Origin of the sequence: Janthinobacterium sp. GW456P, assembly GCF_002127655.1 — a bacterium.
Taxonomy (GTDB): domain Bacteria; phylum Pseudomonadota; class Gammaproteobacteria; order Burkholderiales; family Burkholderiaceae_D; genus Janthinobacterium.
Map to the genome: position 1 here is coordinate 1 of NZ_NEHB01000052.1, position 21319 is coordinate 21319.

At 63.7% G+C, this 21319-nt stretch carries 14 protein-coding genes and 1 pseudogene; 9 read left to right on the forward strand and 6 right to left on the reverse strand.

The annotated features are described in order from the left end of the window. The 5 genes and pseudogenes from CBW66_RS28845 to CBW66_RS27705 all read left to right on the forward strand — a co-directional run. Positions 1 to 150, forward strand: a pseudogene (locus CBW66_RS28845) (IS1595 family transposase); the annotation flags it as partial. Positions 151 to 297: 147 nt separating this feature from the next. Beyond that, the gene (locus CBW66_RS27690; protein ID WP_086140940.1) at positions 298 to 1650 is read left to right on the forward strand and encodes a DUF1329 domain-containing protein; all 1353 of its coding nucleotides are present in this window, start codon (positions 298 to 300) and stop codon (positions 1648 to 1650) included. Positions 1651 to 1678: 28 nt separating this feature from the next. Continuing rightward, positions 1679 to 3592 (forward strand): DUF1302 domain-containing protein, encoded by a 1914-nt coding sequence (locus tag CBW66_RS27695; RefSeq protein ID WP_230492394.1) that lies wholly within the window; start codon positions 1679 to 1681, stop codon positions 3590 to 3592. Beyond that, positions 3592 to 5970, forward strand: a complete 2379-nt coding sequence (locus CBW66_RS27700) for an RND family transporter (RefSeq protein WP_086140930.1) — start codon at positions 3592 to 3594, stop codon at positions 5968 to 5970. The genes CBW66_RS27695 and CBW66_RS27700 overlap by 1 nt, the downstream gene beginning before the upstream one ends. A 10-nt stretch (positions 5971 to 5980) precedes the next feature. Then, on the forward strand, positions 5981 to 6937 hold the full coding sequence (locus CBW66_RS27705) for a YCF48-related protein (RefSeq protein WP_086140931.1): 957 nt from the start codon (positions 5981 to 5983) through the stop codon (positions 6935 to 6937). Between the two features lie 218 nt (positions 6938 to 7155). Here CBW66_RS27705 and CBW66_RS27710 read toward each other — a convergent pair whose 3' ends face one another. Both CBW66_RS27710 and CBW66_RS27715 read right to left on the reverse strand, forming a co-directional pair. Beyond that, positions 7156 to 8049, reverse strand: coding sequence for an alpha/beta hydrolase (locus CBW66_RS27710; RefSeq protein ID WP_230492393.1), 894 nt, complete (start codon positions 8047 to 8049; stop codon positions 7156 to 7158). After that, a complete protein-coding gene (locus CBW66_RS27715) occupies positions 8046 to 9539 on the reverse strand; it encodes an NAD(P)/FAD-dependent oxidoreductase (RefSeq protein ID WP_086140932.1) in 1494 nt (497 codons plus the stop codon). Before CBW66_RS27715 ends, CBW66_RS27710 begins: the two co-directional genes overlap by 4 nt. A 149-nt stretch (positions 9540 to 9688) precedes the next feature. Between CBW66_RS27715 and CBW66_RS27720 the strand changes: the two genes are divergently transcribed. The 3 genes from CBW66_RS27720 (at position 9689) to CBW66_RS27730 (ending at position 13310) form a co-directional block, all read left to right on the forward strand. Further along, complete coding sequence (locus CBW66_RS27720) at positions 9689 to 10669, forward strand: AraC family transcriptional regulator (RefSeq protein WP_230492392.1); 981 nt, start codon at positions 9689 to 9691, stop codon at positions 10667 to 10669. 134 nt (positions 10670 to 10803) lie between these two features. After that, positions 10804 to 11454 carry a hypothetical protein gene (locus CBW66_RS27725; RefSeq protein WP_086140934.1) on the forward strand — a complete coding sequence of 217 codons (651 nt, stop codon included), beginning with the start codon at positions 10804 to 10806 and terminating at the stop codon, positions 11452 to 11454. An 80-nt stretch (positions 11455 to 11534) separates the two neighbouring features. After that, positions 11535 to 13310, forward strand: coding sequence for an AI-2E family transporter (locus tag CBW66_RS27730; RefSeq protein WP_170933124.1), 1776 nt, complete (start codon positions 11535 to 11537; stop codon positions 13308 to 13310). A gap of 1 nt (position 13311) precedes the next feature. On the opposite strand, the gene CBW66_RS27735 is transcribed toward CBW66_RS27730, so the two are convergent. The 4 genes from CBW66_RS27735 to CBW66_RS27750 all read right to left on the reverse strand — a co-directional run bounded on the left by CBW66_RS27735 (position 13312) and on the right by CBW66_RS27750 (position 19527). Next, complete coding sequence (locus tag CBW66_RS27735; RefSeq protein ID WP_139841817.1) at positions 13312 to 14418, reverse strand: GGDEF domain-containing protein; 1107 nt, start codon at positions 14416 to 14418, stop codon at positions 13312 to 13314. A 321-nt stretch (positions 14419 to 14739) separates the two neighbouring features. Continuing rightward, positions 14740 to 17850 (reverse strand): efflux RND transporter permease subunit, encoded by a 3111-nt coding sequence (locus CBW66_RS27740; RefSeq protein WP_086140937.1) that lies wholly within the window; start codon positions 17848 to 17850, stop codon positions 14740 to 14742. Then, positions 17847 to 18935, reverse strand: a complete 1089-nt coding sequence (locus tag CBW66_RS27745) for an efflux RND transporter periplasmic adaptor subunit (RefSeq protein WP_086140938.1) — start codon at positions 18933 to 18935, stop codon at positions 17847 to 17849. The genes CBW66_RS27740 and CBW66_RS27745 overlap by 4 nt, the downstream gene beginning before the upstream one ends. A 37-nt stretch (positions 18936 to 18972) precedes the next feature. Next, positions 18973 to 19527 (reverse strand): TetR/AcrR family transcriptional regulator, encoded by a 555-nt coding sequence (locus CBW66_RS27750; RefSeq protein WP_086140939.1) that lies wholly within the window; start codon positions 19525 to 19527, stop codon positions 18973 to 18975. Between the two features lie 81 nt (positions 19528 to 19608). Here CBW66_RS27750 and CBW66_RS27755 point away from each other — a divergent pair, with 81 nt between their 5' ends. Continuing rightward, positions 19609 to 20979: an efflux transporter outer membrane subunit gene (locus CBW66_RS27755; protein ID WP_230492391.1), complete on the forward strand. Its 1371-nt coding sequence runs from the start codon at positions 19609 to 19611 to the stop codon at positions 20977 to 20979. Positions 20980 to 21319 lie beyond the last annotated feature (340 nt).

Genomic DNA, 21319 nt, shown 5'->3' on the forward strand with positions numbered 1-21319 from the left:
TGGCTACGTCCGTTTCTTCACGGCGTGGCCACGCGCTATCTGCCGAACTACCTGGGCTGGCGTTGGATACTCGACGCGGGGCGCATCCGTTCCCCGGCAACCTTGTTGAAAGCCGCGCTGGGAGCATTCCCACATCTGACGGTGACATAGCTTTTTTTTTGCCCGTCGATCCGTTGTTTTTTAATTCCTTTGTTTATATCAATGACCTATATTTGGTAATATGACCTAACAATAACGAAGCAAGAGCCGGCTTGTTATCCGGCACTCATTCATGGGGAGACGAAGGTGGGCATCAAGATGACATTTTTCGGTACGGCGCTCTTGGTTGGTACGGCGCTGAATGCAGCTGCAGGCGAGCAGGATGCCGCCCGGCTTGGCAAGGAGTTGACGCCGGTGGGTGCTGAACGCGCGGGCAACAAGGACGGAACGATCCCGGCGTGGACCGGCGGCGACATGGCGCCGCCCGCCGGCTGGAAACCGGGTGCGGTACGTCCCGATCCCTACGCCAGCGACAAGCGCCAGTTCTCGATCGACGCCTCCAACGTCGACCGCCACAAGGACAAGCTGGCGCCGGGCCAGCTGGAGATGGTGAAGACCATCCCAGGCTATCGGATGGACATCTACCCGACGCACCGTTCCTGCGGTTACCCGGACTTCTTCTACGAGCGTACCCGCAAGAATGCGGCCAGCGCGAAAATGGCGCCGAATGGCTACGACATGGCCGAAGCCATTGGCGCCGCCGTGCCGTTTCCGATTCCGCGCAGCGGCGCGGAAGCCATCTGGAACCATAAGCTGAGCTGGCGCGGCGAAGGCTTCCAGTCGCACTTTGCTACTTACATCCCGCCCAAGGGCAGCGACAGCATCGGCGAGCCGATCGCGCAGGACGAATGGCAGCTTGCGCCGATGTGGTCGCCGTCGAACAAGGGCGTCGCCGATGCGCGCGGCATTGAGTACCAGTTGCTCAACGTGTTCACCGGCCCGCCATCGATTGCCGGTGATGCCACGCTGGGCCAGTACAACTTCGGCAAGCCGAACGACGTCTGGCTGTATTTCGCCAGCCAGCGCCGCGTGCGCCGCGCACCGACCTATCAGTACGATGCGCCGGTGCTGAATACGGAGAACCTGCAGATCGTCGACCAGTACCTGCAGTACAACGGCCCGCTGGACCGCTACGACTGGAAGCTCGCCGGCAAGAAAGAGCTGTACGTCCCGTACAACACCTATCGCGTGAACTCGCCTGCCAACAAGGCGGCGGACGTGGTCAAGCCGAAATTCATCAGCCGCGACCTGACCCGCTACGAACTGCACCGCATGTGGGTGGTCGAGGCCACGCTGAAGGAGGGCATGCGTCACATGTTCCCCAAGCGTACCTTCTATATCGACGAAGACACCTGGACCATTTTGGTCGAGGACATGTATGACGCCCAGGGCAAGGTCTGGCGCACCACCGAGATGGGCCCGTACATGGCGTGGGAGGTGCCAGCCTGCGTCTGGTCGGCCAACATCAGCTACGACCACGTGGCGAGCCGTGTCCTGATCGACCGGGTGCAGGCCGGCGGCAAGGAGGCCGATTGGCTGTCCGCGCGCGAAGGGCGCCTGAAAGCGGGCATCTTTGAACCCGACGGTCTGCGCCGCGCGACCACGCGCTAAGCCCCCAACGCCATGACGAGAGGTGGAGATGAAAACACACGATAAAGTGAAGACGCGCATGGTCAGGACACAAGCATGCCTGGCCGTGCTGGGAGCGTGGACGATGGCCGGACCGGTGGCGGCGGCGGAATGGCCGCTGGCCAACGGCTGGACGGTGAACCTGGATTCGATGGTGTCGATGGGGGCGGTAGTGCGCACCTCGCAGCCGAACTGCCGCAACCTCGGCAACGACAATGGCGGTTGCGTGGGCGATGCGGTCACGCCGCTGCAGGCCGGCAATCCGCAGGCGTACTCGGTCAACCTGGATACGCTGCGCCTGAATCAGGACCTGGGCAATCTGCATTACAAGCGAGGGCAGGTGGTATCGGCCAACTTACAATATTCGGCCGACCTGTATGTGAAAGCCAGCGACGGCTGGAGCGGTTTGCTGCGCGGGGTGGTCAATCAGGACTTCGCCATCGACCGCACCAGGAACGGTCCGCTCGACCGGGAGGCCAAGGATTTCGCCGTCAGCAATCCGCGCTGGCTCGACGCTTACGTGACCAAGGAATTCGATATCGGCGAACAGCAGGCCCGCGTCCGCGTCGGCAACCAGGTCCTGAACTGGGGCGAGGATATCTTTATCCCCGGCGGCGTGAACTCGATTAACGCGATCTATCTGCCGGCCGCGCACCAGCCGGGCACGCCGCTGAAGAACCTGCTCATTCCGGCACCCATGCTGTCGTTCAGCAGCTCGCTGGCGCATGGCCTCGGCGTGGAGGCGTTCTACCAGTGGAAGTGGAACAGCTTTGTGGTCGATGCGCCGGGCACCTTCTTCTCGACCAGTAATTTTGTCGGCAAGGGCGGGCGCGCAGTCTATCTGCCGACCTCGCTCCTCAACGCGGCGGCCGCGCCGGCCGGCATCGGCCCGTTCCCTGCCGGGAGCGTCGGCAACACGGCCACCGTCATCACCGGGCCGAATCCCGTCACGGGCGCGCCGTACGACCGCCGTCTCAGCGCCGCCGAACTGGCGGACCCGGCGGCCAATCCGGCGGGCGCCGTCCTCGGTACCGGCACCATCATCCCGCGCGCCGGCGACCACGCGCCGCACAACGGGCAGGGCGGCATTGCGCTGCGCTACCAGTTCCCGGAGTCGGGCAATGAGCTGGGTCTGTACTTCACGCGCTACGACGACAAGGTACCGTTTGTCAGCTACCGGGTGTCCGGCACGACGGCCAATCCGTTTGGGCTGGAAGGCATGCTGGACTACGGCACGCACCGCAATCTGTTTGGCGTGTCGTATAACTTCCAGGCCGGCGAGTGGGCCATCGGCACCGAGCTGTCGTTCCGCCCGCGCGACGGCGTCGTCATCGACCCGAGTGCGGTCATCGATCCGCGCAATGCGCATTACTGCAACGGTCTGGCCGATTTTACGGCGGCGCCGGTGGGCACCTATTGCCGCGGCTGGGTTGATACCAAGCACTACCAGCTGCATCTGACCGGTATCCACATCCTGTCGCCATCGGGTTCGCTGGGCGGCCTGCTGCGCGCGCTGGGCGCCAGCGAGGGCACCATCACGGCGGAGACGGCGGTGGCCTATTATCCGGGCCTGAGGCTGGACGGCAGCGTGCCGTATGCCGTCACGGCCGACTACACACTGCCGACCCGGGCCTCGTGGGGCATGGTGGTGGCGGCTTCGGTGACGTACCCGAATGTGTTCGGCACGCGCGCTTCGCTGGCGCCGGACATTGCGATCTCACAAGGTCTGTCAGGCGTGGCGGCGACGGCGCTGCCGGGTTTTATTAAAGGGGCGGGCGCCGCAGTGCTGGGGGCCGCCATCGATTTCAAGGTGAAGCCGGAGCTGAAGCTGCGCGTCGATTTCACGCAGAACTGGGGCGGTGGTGCCAGCAATTTGCTGCGCGACCGTAATTTCATGTCCATCAGCCTGGCGTCGTCATTCTAATGCTCTCCCATCTCATTACCCGTCTGGAAACGGCCCTGTTCGGGCACCGGCGGATCTTCCTTGTGGCGCTGGCGGCACTCACCGTCCTGATGGGCATGCTCGCCACCAGGCTGCACCTGGAGGCCGGCTTTGAAAAGCAAATGCCGCAGGGTCACGAGTACATCGAGACGTTCGAAAAGTACCGTGACCAGCTGTTCGGCGCGAACCGGCTGACCATCGCTGTTCATGCGCGCCAGGGCGACGTCTGGAACCCGGAGGCGCTCACCCAGCTGCTGAAGGTGACCGATGCCGTCACCTATCTGCCTGGCGTGGAACGCACCAGCGTGACCTCGTTGTGGACGCCGAACGTGTTCTTCACCGAGATCACGGAGGATGGTTTCCGCGCCGAACCGGTGGCGGGCGGCGATATCGTGCCGGAAAAGCTGAACGGTGAAGTGATCGCGCAGATGCGCCAGCGGACCATCGCGGGCGGCCACGTCGGTACGCTGGTGGCGCGTGACCAGAGCAGCGCGCTGATCACCGCCGAACTGGCCGACACCGACCCGCGCACCGGCAAGAAGCTGGACTACATCCAGTTCAACCGGCAGCTGGAGGAAAAGATCCGGCGTCCGTTTGAAAACGCCAAGGTGGAAATCCAGATCATCGGTTTCGCCAAGCAGATCGGCGACATTGCCGACCGCTCGGATGAGGTGACCCGGTTCTTTGCCGTGGCCTTCCTGCTGACTGGCCTGGCGGTCTACTGGTATTGCCGTTCGATCCGTCTGACCCTGCTGCCGCTGGTCTGCTCCTTGACCTCGCTGGTGTGGCAGTTTGGCACGCTGCAATTGCTGGGCTTCGGACTGGACCCGCTGGCCATCCTGGTGCCTTTCCTGGTGTTTGCCATCGGCGTGTCGCACGGCATCCAGCAAATCAACTTCATCATCCGCGAAGTGGCGCATGGCGCCGATCCGGCGGCAGCGGCGCGGCACAGCTTTACCGGCTTGCTGATCCCCGGATCGCTGGCGCTGATCACGGCACTGGTCAGCTTTATCACCTTGATCCTGATTCCGATCCCGATGATACGCGAGCTGGCCATCACGGCGGCCATCGGTGTGGGCTACAAGATCCTGACCAATCTGATGATGCTGCCGGTTGCCGCCTCGTTCTTCCGCTTTACACCGGCATTCGCCCGCGATGCGCTGGCGCGCCGCGAAAAGCACAGCGGCTGGCTGCAGGCGGTGGCGCGCATCGCCCGGCCGCGCAATGCGCTGCTGGTCACGCTGTTGGGTGCGGGCATCTTCGGCCTGGCGTTCTGGCAAAGCCAGGGCCGCCATATCGGCAGCCTGCAGCCTGGCGCGCCGGAGCTGCGCGCCGAGTCGCGCTACAACCGCGATGCCGCCGCCATCGTCGACCGCTTCGACGTTGGTCTCGACTGGCTGACGGTGGTGTTCGAGGCGACGCCGGCGCGCCTGGGCGAAGTCTGTTCGCGCGCCGACCAGTTCCTGTACATCGATGAATTCACCTGGCTGATGCGCAGCGTGCCAGGCGTGGTGTCGGCCGATGCACTGGCCGGGCAGCTCAAGCTGTACAACGCCGGCCTGAACGAGGGCAACCCCAAGCTGGCCACGCTGACGCGCGACCCGCGGGGACTCGGCTCGCAGTTCGCCGGTGTGAACAACCGGATTGCGGGCCTGTCGTCCAGCGATTGCCGGGTGCAGGGCGTCAATCTGTACCTGCCTGACCACAAGGCCACCACCATCAAGAGCGTGGTCGAGGCGGTGAAGACGTTCCGGGACGTGAATACGCTGGACGGCGTCAGGCTGCGCCTGGCCAGCGGCAACGCCGGCGTGCAGGCCGCCACCAACGAAGTGCTGGAGGCATCGGAAACGCCGATGATGCTGTACGTGTATGCCGCCATCCTGGTGCTGGTGTTCCTGGTCTATCGCGACTGGCGCGCCATGATCGTCTGCTGCCTGCCGCTGACGGTGGCCACCTGGATAGGTTACTGGTTCATGAAGGAACTGGAAATCGGCCTGACGGTGGCGACCCTGCCGGTGATGGTGCTGGCGGTGGGCATTGGCGTCGACTATGCGTTCTACATCTATAACCGCCTGCAGGTCCAGCTGTCGCATGGCCGCGCATTTACCGAGGCGCTGGAAACGGCGCTGACGGAAACCGGCCTGGCCACGGTGTTCACCGCCATTACCTTGTCGGTCGGCGTCGCGACGTGGACCTTCTCCAGCCTGAAATTCCAGGCTGACATGGGCGCGCTGCTGACATTCATGTTCCTCGTCAATATGGTGATGGCGATTACCCTGCTGCCTGCAGTTGCCGCAGTGCTGGAATGGGTGATTCCCCGAACCGGGCCGGTGCGCATGCCGGCCGCCTTACAACACTAGAAGGGCAGCCATGTATTTTTTCAGACACTTCATTCTGATCCTGATCGTTCTGCGGGTCGCCTGCGAGGCGACAGCAGCCGAACCACAACGCTGGCCGTCCTTGCTGCCAGCCCAGCGCGTGGCCAACGCAGCCGGGGCGCCGCTGCTGGCAGCGGCCCTGGCGGGCCAGCGCGTGGTCGCGGTAGGCGACCATGGCGTGGTGCTGCTGTCCGACGACGGCCTGCGCTTCCGCCAGGCCAAGGCCGTGCCGGTGCGCTCCATGTTGACCAGCGTCCAGTTTCTCGATGCCCGGCGCGGCTACGCCGCAGGCCATGACGGCGTGGTGCTGGGCACGCAGGATGGCGGCGACAGCTGGACCTTGCTGCGCGCCACGCCGGGGCTGGAACAGCCGGTCCTGTCGCTGCACTTTGACAGCGTGGAACATGGCTTTGCGGTCGGCTTGTATGGCTGGGCCATCGAAACCCATGACGGCGGCCGCAGCTGGACCGAACGCCACCTCGGCAGCGGCGACAACGCCGACCGCCATCTCTACCACGTGTTTGCCTCGCAGCGCGGGACGCTGCTGGTCGCAGGCGAAGCCGGGGCCGTCTACCGTTCGACCGACGGCGGCGCGACCTGGAACATGGCCGCCGCCGGCGGCAAGGGCTCGCTGTGGTACGGAACGGCGCTGGCCGATGGTACCTTGCTGGTCTGCGGCATGCGCGGCCATCTGTACCGCAGTCGTGACGATGGCCAGACTTGGCAGGCGCTGCATTCGAACACCACCCAGTCATTGACCGGCATCGCGCAGCAGGCCGATGGCAGCGTGCTGGTGGCGGGCATGTCCGGGACCGTGCTGCGCAGTACCGATGGCGGCGCCACCTTCACGCTGGCCCAGCGGCCCGAACGGGAACCGCTGACCGCCGTCCTTGCCGCCGGCGCCACTCCCCCCGTTCTGCTCTCGCTGGCGGGGCTGGTCGCGCGCTGAGTGATGATTTTTAAATTACAACTATTTTATTCAAGAAATTGTGAAAACGAGAAATTTCACAACATTGCCGTGTGTGCCGCCGGTGCCCTCGGCCACACGGGCCGAGGACGGCACGGCGCCGGCGATCATCGCTGTCATTGACGGCATCGCCTTCCAGACCCGTATCCTGGGACCAAGGTCGCGGCAGGCAGTGTGCTGGTATGCCCCTCCAATAACGCTCAAGCGGCGATCTGCCGCTTCAGGAAAGCCAGTTGCAAGGCGATGCTGTGCTGGCACACCGCTTCGCTGGCCAGGTGCAGCTCAAAGTGGTTGCCATCCAATAGATGAAACTCGCAGTCCGGGATGCGTTTGGCAGCCCGCTGCGCCGCGGCGGCCGGCGTGACCGAATCGCGCTTGCCGGCAATAATCAAGGTCGCCGCCTTCACCTTCCTCGCTGAACGGGCAGGGCTGTAGAACGGCAGTTCCAGGAAGATGCGCGACAGCACCCGATTGTCCCAGCTCGCGCCCGGTGGAATCAGGCGGGCATAACCATCCCAGCATTCCGCGCTGCACAAGGCTGCCACTTCGCCGGGGTGGCCAACGATGCGGCTGTAGTGCGGACGGCCAACGACACGGCCAAGCTGATCGCGCAGCGCCGCCAGCATCAGGCGGAAGCTGATGCGCAGCGGCAGTTGCAGCACGCTGGCGATGCCGCTGACGTGGGGCACCTGCGCAATGACCGTGCGGATGCCCGGGTCGCGTGCAGCCGTTTCAATCACGTGGCCGCCTGAGAACGAAGTCCCCCACAGCACGAGCTTGTCGTGATCGATGCCGGCCAGGCCGCGCACGTGCCTGAGCGCCGCCTTCCAGTCGGCCAGGTGGCGTCGCGGGCTCACCCAATGCCTTGGCTGTCCCTCGCTATCGCCGAAGTTGCGGTAGTCGAACAGGTAGACCGCGTAGCCAGCATCCACAAAATGCTGTGCGATCTCCGGCAACGCGGCGCTGCGGATGCCGCCGAAGCCATTTGCCATGATGACTACTGGCGGCCGCGTCGCCGACGCCGGCAGCAGCAGCGTGCCGGCGCAGGTTTCGCCCGCGCTCACAAAATGCGAGTCCATGCCGCGCACCTTCATGCCGCGCGACGCGGGAACGATGCGGTCTTCGGCTGGCCTGGCCCGCGCAGCTCCAGAGCGGCATCGGTGACGGCATCGCGCAGCAGCATGGTGCGGTCCGCTTTCAGGTTGTTCAGCACACGCCACGGCAGCGAGCGGCCCTGGCGCGGCAGCAGCGCTTGGCCGCGCTGGGCGTAGCCCGATTGCAGCGAGCCCAGAACAGACTCGTCGAGTTTTTCGCCAGCCGGCGCGCGGGCGGTCATCACGTCGGATCCGACCGCATCCATATGCCGCCACAGGCGGCACAGATAGTCCGCCGACATTTCCACCTTCAGTGTCCAGGGCGCGTTGGTGTAGCCAAACAGGTAGGCAAAGTTCGGAACGTTTTGCAGCAGGACGCCTTTGTAGGTCATCAGCTTGCCGGGTTCGACTTTTTCGCCATCCACGCTCAGGCGCATGCCCCCGAGCGATTGCAGTTGCAGGCCGGTGGCGGTGATGACGATGTCGGCGTCCAGGTGTTTTCCCGATTGCAGCAGGATGCCGTTTTCCGTGAAGGTGTTGATCTGGTCCGTCACCACCGACGCCTTGCCTTCGCGCAACACACGGAACAGGTCGCCGTCCGGCACGGCGCACAGACGTTCGTCCCAGGGGTTGTACTTGGGCGTGAAATGCTGCATGTCGACCTCGCGGCCAAGCTGTTTTTGCACATGGCTCAGCAGCCACGAACGCACTTGGCGCGGCCAGCGACGGGCTGCCTTGTAGATGCCTTGCTGGAGGCGCAGATTGCGCCAGCGCGCCAGGCCGTACACCCAGTTTGCCGGCAGCACATAGCCGAGCGCGGCGGCCACCTTGTCGTAGCCGGGCACGGTCATGACATAACTCGGCGAGCGTTGCAGCATGGTGATGTGGGCAGCCTTGTCGCACATGGCGGGAATCAGCGTGACGGCGGTCGCGCCGCTGCCGATTACCACGATGCGCTTGTCGCGGTAATCGAGGTTTTCCGGCCACTGCTGCGGATGGATGCGCAGGCCTTTGAATTGCTCTTCGCCGGGGAACGTGGGCAGATACCCTTGATCGTGGTTGTAGTAGCCGGTACACGCCACCAGCTGCTTGCAGGTGAAGCTGAGCTTTTCGCCGCTCGCTTCGTCGTGTGCATGGACTGTCCAGCAGCGATGCGCGGTGGACCAGTTGGCGCCGTCGATCATGGTGCCGTAGCGGATCCAGCGGTCGACGCCGTGTTCGCGCGCCGCATCTTCTATGTACTGGCGGATCTCGGGGCCATCAGCCAGCACCTTGTTCTGACGCCACGGGCGGAAGGAATAGCCAAAAGTGACCATGTCCGAGTCCGAGCGGATGCCGGGATAGCGGAACAGGTCCCAGGTGCCGCCGATACGCTGCCGCCGCTCCAGAACCGCCACCCGCTTGCTCGGACATGCCTTGGCCAACTGGCAGGCCATGCCGATGCCGGACAGGCCGGCACCAATAATCAATACGTCAAAATGGCTCTTCATCGGATGTCTCCCTTTTTATGTATATGCTCCAAGCGCCAACTGTAGCGGTCATGTGGCAACGCCGCTTGACACGGCGAGACTATTTTTTTACATTCTGAGACATGGAACCAAATGTACACGCCAGGGGATTGCATGGCTACCAGGCACTGATGCGCGAAGTGGGCCACGATCCCGCGCCGCTCATGCGCCGCTATCACATCGACGAATCAGCACTCGGCGCGGATGATGCGCTGATCTCGTTGCGCGCCGCCACCCTCTTGCTGGAAGCGAGCGCCGAAGTAACCGGGCTGGGCGACTTCGGGCTGCGCATGTCGTCTCATCAAAGCATCGAGGTGTTGGGGCCGTTGAGCCTGGTGATGCGCAATGCACCGACCGTGCGCGATGCACTTAATGATGTGATTCGCTATTTGTTCGTTCAAAGCCCCGGCATTGTCGTCTCGGTCGATGAGCGCACGTCGAACGTGCCCAATACGGTGGCGGTGTCGGTGGAAGTCCGTCTTTCCGGCGCTATCGTCACCCGCCAGAATAGCGACTTGTGCCTGGCCGATGCGCATAATTTCCTGCGCCTGTTTGCTGGCGATAACTACGAATTGTGTGCCGTTTCGCTGTCGCACCAGCCTATCGTCAGCCGCGCGGTCTACGAGCGCTTCTTCGGCGCCCGGCTGCTGGAGGAGCCGTCGGGCGCCACCCTCTATATTTCGCGCAAGACCCTCGCCGCCAATGTGCAGGGCGCCAACGCGTCGTTCCGCCAGGTTGCCGAGGACTATATCTACCGCAATTTCGGTGTGGGCGAGCAAAACGCGTCGGAGAAGGTACGTCTGGTGCTGAGGCGCACGCTGGGTACATCGAGCTGCGATAAGCCCAATGTCGCATCGTTGCTGGCCCTGCATCCGCGCACACTGCAGCGCAGGCTGGCGGAAGAGGGCACCAGTTTCGGCGCGATCAAGGAGGAAGTCCGCAAGCAATTGGCACTGGAATATTTGCGCGCCACGCGCATGACGATCGGCCAGGTTTCCCTGATGCTGGGCTACCCCGCACAGTCGGCTTTGACGCGCGCCTGCCGACTGTGGTTTGGCGCGACGCCGCTGGAACTGCGTGCCGGGCAGCCTGCTTCCCTGCCTGATTACTGATGCGGCGGCGCAGCCGCGTGTGGCGAGGATGAAACGACAGGAGCCCCCTGTCGTTTTTTTTATGTCCATTAATTGGTTTCTTGTCCTATGTTTGGTACGATGTACCTACTTTGCAATGGCCACCAGGAACCGTCATGGAATTCAAATACTACGTTTATTGTTTCGCTGACATTATGTTGATCGTGACCTCGCTGATCTTCGGTCTGAAGTTCCTCAAGAAACGCAATTACCTGCTCGGGGGAGAGTTGCTGGTGGTGGGATTCTCGGCAACGAACTTGCTGATCAATGCCTTGACCGAACTGCCGGCATTTCTCAACGTCTCGCTGTTTTGCGACGCTTTCTCGCGCGCCTTCGGGATACCGGTGATTACCGTCGCCGGCATGATGGTCGCGACTCACCGCTTCAGGCCATCGACGCTGCTGGACGTGACGCTGTTCACTGCCGGCCTGGCGGTCACGGTGTTCGTATGGCAGGCCGACTTCCTGAGCGCCGTCAAGCCGTACTTCTATCTGGTGATGTGGACGCTGTTTTCGGTGTATCTGCTCGGTTTTGCCTTCAGGCTGGCGCGCGCCGGCGAGAAGCTGCAAGCGGCGAGCGTCGTGCTGGCCATGCTGTTCGCTCAGACCATTGCGAGCATTTACGACTTCTACCATATTCCCGGCGATGACGATCACGTGATTTTCTACTCGTTCGCCTTGCTTGCCTGGTCCTTCCTCGGCTTCTCCCTGTATCACGCCTATTGCGCGCTGGAGCGCCTCCAGAGCAGGCCGCACTCATTAAGCTAGTGGTCTCAGCCGTCCGCTCAGGGATGGCTTTCACCCAGCGGCCGAGGGGCAGCTGGGTTTTTTTATTTAACGGAACGGTAATGAAAGCAAACTTTGCATTGACGGCAGCGTGCGTGCTGGCGATTTTGTATTTTTCCCAGGATGTGCTGCAACCTATCGTGACCGCGCTGGTGCTGAGCTTGGCCCTGGCGCCGGTGATCCGGGCGATGGGGCGGCTCGGCTTGTCGCGCGTGCATGCGACGTTTGGCGCTCTGGCGCTGGTGATCGTGGCGTTTGTCGGCGCCTTTGCGGTGCTGGGGGCGAACGTGATGGCGCTGTCGTCCGACCTGCCACAGTACAGCGCCGAGATTCGTGCCAAGACCCGGCGGCTGGAACAGATGGTCCAGCATCCGCTGGCCCGCCTGGCGCCGCAGCTGATCGATAGCGAGCTTGCCGGGCCGCTGCCGGAGGCGGGGCCGCGTCCGCTGCCGGTCGAGATTCGCGAGCGGGTCAGCACCAGTGACTCGATTGCCAAGGCCATCGGCGTAGTGTCCGGCCCCCTGGGCGAGGCCTTCCTGATTCTCGTGCTCTTGATCTTCATTCTGCTGGACCGGCAGAATTTGCGCGACCGCGTGCTGCGCCTGGTTGGACAGCGCGACGTCAGCCGCACCATCCAAGGGTTGGAGGACGCTGCGGAAGGGGTCTCCCGGTTCTTCTTTACACAGCTGGTCCTGAATGTGACTTTCGGCGTGGTGATCGGCCTGGCGCTATGGCTGATTGGCATTCCGCACGCCGCACTATGGGGTAGCCTGTGCGGCGCGCTGCGCTTTGTACCGTATATCGGAGCCCTTATTGCAGGCGCGGCGATTGCCTTGTTCTCGGCAGCGGTCGATCCGGGGTGGACGCTGGCGGTGTATGCGATGATGCTGTTTCTGCTGCTGGAACTACTGGTCGCGCACGTGGTCGAGCCGCGGGTCTATGGACAAAGTGTCGGCATGTCGCCATTGGCGGTCATCGTCTCCGCCTTGTTCTGGGGCGCGATCTGGGGACCGCTTGGCCTGCTGCTGTCGACACCTCTGACGTTGTGCATCGTTGTGGCAGGGCGCTACATCAAGAGCCTGGAGCCGATCAGCATCCTGTTTTCCGAGGCGCCTCATGCCAACGCGGCGCAGCGTTTCCATCATCGCGTGCTGAGCGGCGAGGCCGACGCCATCATTGACGATGCGCATGCCTTCCTGCGCAAGGCAACGCTGGCGCACTACTGCGACAAGGTCATGCTGCCCGGGCTGGCGCTGGCAAGTTCCGGTATGCTCAGCAGCCAAAAGGAACAGTTTCGCGCCACCGTCGCCATGGTGGCCGACACGCTGGCGGCGGGGCAGGCCAAGGCTAGCGCGCGTACCCGCCGTATCTCCCTGCTCAACGAGAACATCGGTGCCCATTTGCGGCAACGGCGCGAAGAACGGCTGGGACGCTGGCAGGGCTCGCTGGACGTGCCGGCCCGTTCGGTCATCCTGTCGACGGCACTGCCGGGCATGCGGGAAGAGTTCATGAGCGAGCTGCTGGTGCTGGTACTGCGCGAGGCGGGCCTGGATGCGCGCAGCTACGTGCTCAGGCTGGATGCTGGGCCGGAAGACGATCCGGGCGCGGATCAGCTGATCTCGACCGTGTTTATCGCTTATCCGCTGGAGAGCGGTATCGATGCCTGGGCCAAGGTCGTCACCGAGCTGCGCAGCGCGCTCCCGGACGTGCCGGTGGCAACCATCCGCCCGCGCGAAGCGGTGGCGGTGGAGCCGGCCAAAGTCGCCGCCCATGTGGACCTGGTGTTGCAGAGCTTTGAGGAGGCGCTGGCCTTCGTAGCGCCGCGCCAGCCGGCGTAAATCAAGGCCCCCGCACGCAATTGCGGCCGGCGTTCTTGGCTTCGTATAAAGCCGCATCGGACCGGGCAACCAGTTGCTCGCCCAGGGACTCGGCGCTAGCGTGCGCCTGTACGCCGTTTTCCAGGCTGGCAATGCCGATGCTCACCGTCCAGCGGATGGCCTGTTCATCGTCACTGGCAAACTGCATCGCTTCGACATATGCCCTGATGCGCTCGGCCAACCGGAAAGCTCCCTCGGCATTGGCACCAGGCAGGATGATGGCGAATTCTTCGCCGCCCAGGCGCGCCACCTCGTCAACATCGCGCGAGTTCAGGGTGCAGGCATGGGCCAGCGCCTTGATCGCCCGGTCGCCGGTGGGATGGCCGTAGTTGTCGTTGATGCGCTTGAAATGGTCGATGTCGAGCATCAGCAGCGAGCATGGCTGGGCCAGACGCAGCAGGCGGGAAGTTTCGCGCAGCAGCAGGTACTGAAAATGCCGGCGGTTGGCGACGCCCGTTAACGGGTCCGTGTTGGAGGCATCTTCCAGCGCGCGCTCGAGCAGGTAGCGCCGGTGGTAGCCCATCGCAAACGCCACGCAAATGCAGGCGAGGAAAATCGAGGTTGGCCAGATAATCAGGCTATACAGCTTCTCCGGAAAGTCGCGTAGCCAGCCGGTCGAGGCAAGCACGAGCGGGCTGAGTGTCACCAGGGCCAGCGCCACCCAGTTGACGAACAGGGAAAATCCAAGACAGAGCAAAGTGACGACCAGCGGATAGAACACAAAACTCATGACAGCGCTGGACAGTCCGCCCGTCAGCTGGTGCAGGATTGCAATATCATGCACTTGTGCTAAGACTAATGTGACCAGCGCGCACAGTGCTGCCCGCCGATGACTCCCGGTGCGCCAGATGTACCAGGCGGGAATGACCAGCCATCCGTAGCTCAGCCGCATCCATACGAGGCCAGGTGCGGCGTCCGGATCGATGTTGTAATCGACAATCCATCCGCTCACGCCCATGACGGCGGTGAGCAGGATGATCAGGCAAGTCTGGGCGCGATAGGACAGGAATTTTCTTTGCAGGTAGGCGCCGTTGTAATTGTGCCGGAGGATTTCGATCGCATCTGTCATTTGGCCGCCCAAGTGGTGTCTTGCGCGATCATACTCTATTTCATTTGGCCGATTGTCCTAGGTTGCCGCTATGCTACACATAACTGGCTGCGTGGAGCGAGCGATAGCACGGCAGACGCCGTGGGCAAATCCATCCAGCATGGCGTGACGGCGCCGTATTTGCGGATCAGATGCAGTGCAGTTGCATACGCCGACGCTGTTGTGCAACAGCGACAGAACAAGTTCACCTTCCCGCTCACAGGACCGACCGCAGCCAGCCATCGCATAAAAAAAGGCAAGCGCCGGGCCGCGGCCCGGGGCTTGCCAAACGAGGAACCGAACTTAGGCGACGGTCTGTTGAGCCGGCTGGCGCTGCGAACCAGTGAGGCGCGCGGCCCAGGCGGCGATGCGGCCGTCAAACAATAGCTCGTACAGCACCGGGACCAGGCCCAGCGTAATGAGCGTACCGAGCAACAAGCCGCCCATGATGGTGACGGCCATGCCGGTCCACAGCGTGCCTGCGAACAGCAGCAGCGGAATCAGGCCGGCGATGCAGGTCAGCTTGGTCATCACGATCGGGCGCAGACGCGCCACGGCAGCGGCCACCACGGCTTCCCGCATCGGCAGGCCGGCCGCCAGTTCCACTTCTATACGCTCGAGCAACAACACGGCGTTGTTGACGATGATGCCGGCCAGCGACAGCAGTCCGAAATTGGCCATGAATCCCAGCGGTTCGCCGGCAATCACCAGCGCCGGGCCGGCGCCGATCATGGCAAACGGGATGATGCCGACGATCAGGGCCAGCTTGCGGAAGGAGCCGAACTGCCAGATGAACAGGATCAACATCGCAACCATGGCCGCCGGCAGGTATTTGCCCAGGGTGGCGTTCGATTCGGCGGCTTCTTCCAGTTCGCCGCCAATTTCAATGCGGTAGCCCGGTGGCAGCGCAACGCGGGCGATCGCTGGCGCGGCAAGGTCGACCGCTTGCTGCGCCGTGCCTTGCGCGTTGCGTGCGCTGACGGTCAGCGTCCGTTCCAGGTTGCGGCGGCGGATAGTGGAAGGCTCCGAGCCCAGCTTCACGGTGGCGATGGCCGACAAGGGCACCGGGGCGCCGCCGGCCGCAGGCTGGACCAAGGTATTGGCCATGTCTTCGGGACGGGTGCGCTCGGCCTGGCTGGCACGCACCACCAGCGGCACCAGGGTGTCGCCGTCGCGCAGCACCGATACTGCGGCGCCGCTATTGCGGGTGGCCAGTGCGCTGGCGATTTCTTCACTGCTGATACCAAGGCGGCGTGCTTTGTTCTGGTCAATCTCGATATCCACGCGCGCCAGGCGCGGTCCCCAGTTATCCTTGACCTGTTCCAGGCCGGGCAGGGAACGCAGCGCGGCTTCCACCTGCAGGCCAATGGCGCGCAGGACTGTTTCGTCGCTGCCCGAGATGCGGTAGGCCACGGCGCCCGAGTCGTTGCTCGTGCGCGAGAAACGCTTGGCGTCGATGCGCACGTCGGGGTGATGCTCCGTCATCCAGAGCCGGGTGCGCGCCATGACCGCATCCATTTTCTTCGGGTCGGCAACGGTGACGGTGAAGTAGCCGATGTTCGAGGCAGGCAGGGGGGGATTCAGCACGAGGACCACGCGCGGACCACCTTCGGCCACATAACCGATGCTGGTGGTGACGTCCGGATTGGCCTTGCGGTCGCCCAGCCAGCGGCTCAAGCCGCGCACCACGTCCTGCGTGCGGCGGGCGTCGCTGCCTGGCTGGAGTTCGAGCTCGACCTGGAACTGGGGGCGGTCGGACGACGGCATGAAGCCGGCCGGCCGGCTGCCCAGCACCGTCAGGGCGAGCGCCAGCACGGTGCACATCACGGCCAGGAAAATGCCTTTGTGATCGAGCACGCGGCGGATCGTGCTGGCATAGGCCTGGTAGAAGCGGCTCGGCTTGGAGGGGGCGTCGTGGCCATGACCCGTTTGCAGGAAGTGGTAGCACAACAATGGCGTGACCGTCAGGCACAACAGCCAGGAGCCGAGCAGGGACAGTGTCAGCACCACGACCAGCGGCCGCAGGTACTCGCTGGTGGAGGTGTTGCCGAAGTAGAAAGGCGAGAATGCGAAGATAATCACCAGCGAGGAAGCCAGCAGCGGAATGGCCAGCGTGCGGCCGGCTTCGACGCAGGCATGGCGCCGTTCTTCGCCAGCAGCCAGGCGGCGCTCGACATCTTCCGCGATGACGATGCCGTTATCGACCAGCAGCCCAAGGGCAATGATGATGGCGGCCATGGAAACGATGTGCAACTCGATGCCCAGGGAGCGCATCAGCAACAGGGTGGCGAGAATGGTCAGCGGCACGATGCTGCCGACCACCACGCCGGCACGCCAGCCGAGGAACAGCACCACCACGATCATTACGATCACCACCGTCTCCAGCATCACCTGGTTCATGTGGCCCATCTCGGCAGCCACCACATCGGGCTGGAAGGTTGCATAGTCGATGGTGAAACCGGCCGGCAGTTGGCGCTCTAGCTCGCTTACGCGTGCTTTCAGCGCTTTCCCTACAGCCTTGATGTTCTGGCCGGAACGCATCGAGACGCCCAGCACCACCGCATCCTCGCCGCGGTAGATGGCCGCGCTTTCGACAGGGTCGGCTTTCGCTACCTGAATCTGGGCGATGTCGCCCAGGCGCACGCTGGCCGCCGCGGCGGACTTGCCCGCGCCTGGCACGCTGAGCAGGAAGGCTTTCAGTTCTGGCAGCGAGCGTATTTCGCCCGACGCCACCACCGCGCTGTTCAGACCGGCAATGACGGCCTGGCCGCCGGATTGGACTATATTTTGTTGCTGTAATTGCTGCAGTACGCTGGCGCTCGATAAACCCAGCGCAGCGAGGCGGGCGCGGTCGAATTCGATGTACACGCGTTCCTCCTGCAGGCCGTAGAAGCTGACGCCTTGCACGCCCGGCACGCGCAGCAAGCCTTCACGCAGTTGCTTGAGCGGCGCGCGCATTTCGCTCATCGAGAATCCCGGCGCCGTGATGGCAATCGAGGCAATGGCGACGCGGCCAAAATCATCGTCCACCTGCGGCGGCAGGGTGCCTGCGGGGAAGTAAGGCACGGCTTCGTCCACCTTGGCGCGCATGCGCTGCCATGCCGGCACCAGATCGCGTACATCGTCGCGCAGGCTCACTTGCAGCAGGACGCTGCCCGCCCGCACGGTACTGGTGACGGTCTTGAGTTCGTTGAGCTGGCGCAGGCGCTCCTCCAGCGGCCGCGCCACCAGCTGCTCCAGGCGTTCGGCCGGCAGGCCGGGATTGGCGACAAACACCACACCCTCGCGCATGGTCACCGAAGGCTCTTCCTGGGACGGGAAAGTGAGGAAGGCAAAGGCGCCGCTGACGAGGATCAGCAGCGCGACAAAGAAGGTGAGCCGGCTCGAATTGAGCGCGGAAGACGTGAGCTTCACTGGCGGGCTCCTTGCAGCAGGGTTTGCGAACGGTGCGCGACGACTGCCTGGCCTTCGGTCAGGAAGGCGGTGCCCGCCACGACCACCTGGTCGCCGGCAGCCACGCCGCTGGTGATGGCGACGCGCCCTGCGGGCAACAGTCGCCCATCCGTGCCGACCGCCCGGCGCTGCAGGCTGCCGCCCTTGACGACGAAGACAGTGGCGCCCTTGGCGTCATTGGCGGCGATGATGGCACTCGCTGGCAGGGTCAGGGACTGTGGCCCTTGCAGCGGCAGTTCCAGCGCGACGGCGGCGCCGCTGCGCATGCTCGCGGGCGCATGTTCGAGGCGGAAAATGGCCTGCGCCAGCGAGCCATTGTCGCTGCGGCTGGAGAGGCGTTCCAGTTTGACGGCCACGCGGTCATTTCCGCTGAGGGCATGGGCGGTCATCCCGGGTTTCAGGCGCGCCGCCACCGAATCCGGGAGCTGGGCGACCAGTTCCAGCGCATTGCCTGACTCTAGCTGCAAGATAGCCTGGCCCGGCGCGATATCGATGAAGGGTTGTGCCAGGCGGGCTACGACCTGGCCGTCGAACGGTGCCGTGATGCGTGTCAATTCCAGGTCGCGGCGCGTCGTGGCGACAGCCGCTTCGGCAGCGGCCTGCTGGCTCACGGCCTGCTGGTGTGACGCTTGCGCTGCCTGCAATGCGGCTGGAGAAATGATGCCGTCGCGTGCGAGGGCTTCCTGCTGGCGCAACCAGGTCTGGCGTTCAGCCATCGTGGCGTTGGCCGCGTTGCGGTCGGCAATGGCCTTGTCGAGGCGCCAGCGGGCAGGCGCCGGGTCAAGTTGCGCCAGTACCTGGCCGGCGCGCACCTGATCGCCGACGTCGGCTTTCATGATGGTCAGCCGGCCGGGCGTTTCAAAACTCAGGTCGGTGCGTTGGCGCGCGCGCAGGGTGCCCACAAAGCTGTCGGCGGGATGGCTGGCGCTGTCGCCGGCAACTTCAATCTTTACCGGTTTGGCGGACGGCGCAGGCGGGGGAGCGTGTTCAACGCAGGCAGCCAACAGCAGGGCTGCGCTGAAGGCGCAGAGAGAACGGGAACACATGATGGGATCTTCCTTAAAAATGCGGATATGAGACGGTTCAGGGCAGGGCGCGGATAGCGCTGTCCAGAGCGGCGCGCATCGCTGCGCGCTGCTGCGGGGTAAATTGATGCAAATTGAGTAATTCAAGCAGGGCGATGCCGTCCAGGGCGGCGGCCAGGATCATGGCTTGGTCGGCGCGGTCGCCACTTTGGGTCATCCAGTCATAGTTGCGTGCGTACAAGGCCTGCACCGGCGCGATCAGCTGCGGGTGGGACGAAACGGCGGCCAGCAAATTGGCCATGAGCTGGCGTTGTTCCGGCGTCATCTCGAAGGTCTCTTGCGACATCCGGCTCAGCGCGGAGCGCGTGGTCAGGCTTTCCTGAGGCTGGGTCTGCAGATCGAATTCCTGCGCCATGCGCTCAACCAGTGCCCCCAGCAGTTCGTCGCGGGTCTTGAAGTGATAAATCAATCCAGCCTTGGTGACATTGGCGGCCATTGCCACTGCATCGATGGTGAGCTGTTGAACGCCGTGCTTGCTGACGATGGCGGCGGCAGCATCGAGCAGCTGGTCGCGTTTGCTGGTGCGACCGGTCCGTTTTTCCGAGATAGCCATGCTGATTTCCTTTTCATTTGATTCTTTACTATACGTATAGTATAGTTTTGAAAAACCGTTGTCAATTGAAAAGGTGTATCAATGAAAATTCTGAATTCCCTTCCTCTGTTCGCCGTGATGGCAGCATTGAGTGGTTGCGCCAGCATGGCGCCCGGCACGACGCCAAGCGCACCGGACTTGGCAGTTCCCGCCCATTGGGTGGGAGCTGTTCCCGTCGTCCATGGCACTGTGGACGACGCCTGGTGGCAGCAGTTTGGTGATCCGGTGCTCGATGCGCTGATCATGTCGGCGCTGGCGGCCAACCAGGATGTGAAAATTGCGGCCGCCCGTCTGGAGCAGGCCCGTGCTCTGGTGGACGGGGCCGAGGCGGACCGTCGTCCACGCGTGGACGCCACGGCCGGTGCCCAGCGCGGGCGCGACAGTGCTGGAAGCCCGAAAATGGAGCGGACTTCGCTGGGCCTGCGCGCGGCGTGGGAAGTCGATCTGTTCGGTCGTGGCGCCCAGGGCATTTCTGCGGCCAAGGCCGATGCGGAGAGCGTGCGTCTGGGCTGGCAGGCGACCAAAATCGCGCTGGCGGCCGATGTCGCCACGGCCTATTTTGAATTGCGCACGCTGGAGCGGCGCCTGGTGCTGCGCCGCGAGGCGATCGACGTGGCCCAGCGACAGACAGAGGTATCGTCGCGCAAGTTCCATGCCGGCATGGTGACCGCGCTGGATATGGAACGCTGGACCGCCGAACTGGCTCAGGAGCGTGCCACCCTGGCGCAGATCGAAGGCCAGCATCTGGTGCGCTTGCGCCAGTTGTCGCTGCTGTTGGGGCGCAGCCAGGCGCCGGATTTGGGCACGTCCGCGTGGCAGGCCGAGGTGCCGGGGGCGCCGGCCGCGGTCCTGCCCGGCGAGTTGTTGGAGCGCCGGCCGGATGTGCAGCGCCAGGCGCACGCCTTGGATGCGGCCCTGGCGCGCGCCGGAGTGGCGCGACGCGACGTCTATCCGAGTTTGCAGCTTGCCTGGTCCGGCTCGCGCGAGCGCTTGGCTGAGCGTGGGGCGTCGGCGGTGCCGCAACTGGCGGTTGGCTATGGCGTGTCGCTCAGCATGCCGATCCTGGACGGCGGCCGCATACGCGCCAATATCGCAGTGCAAGACGCGCGTGCGAAGGAGGCGATGGCAGAGTACGAGAAAGCCATGCTGGGCGCGCTGGTCGATGTGGAGTCGCGGCTGAGCCAATGGACATCCTCCGGCAGTGCCCTGGAGGAGTGGCGGCGGGTGGACGCGGCAGGCAGCGCGGCGGCGGGCAATGCTGCTCGGCTGTATGAAGCTGGCATGGCGGACATGGGCGCGGTGCTCGACGCGCGCCGGACTCACTTGCAGGCACGCGATGCGCTGGCCCAAGCCGTAGGTGCACGCTGGGAGGCAGCCGTCGGTTTGCGGCGGGCCTTCGCCGGCACCTTGTGATCCTGGCCGTCGAGCATGAGACGATGATGGTATTTCTGACGGTATGGTCGTGCTGGTATCCATCTATTCCTCTTCAGGCCAGGGACATATCGCTACCGTTGACCATCGAGTGTGCGTGAGTTTCCTCTGGAAATTTTCTTGTCTGAATGCCTGAGTAAGCCGAAGCCCTGTTTTTGCAGGGCTTTTTTTATGCTATTGATCCGTCCTGGAATAAGTTGACACTTTTTCGTTACAGAGAAGGAGTGTCCGATGGAACAAGGGTTTCGACGCAGTCAGCGAGATTACAGCCTGGCTTTAAAATTGAGCGTTGTCGAGCAGGTTGAAAAAGGCGAGATGACGT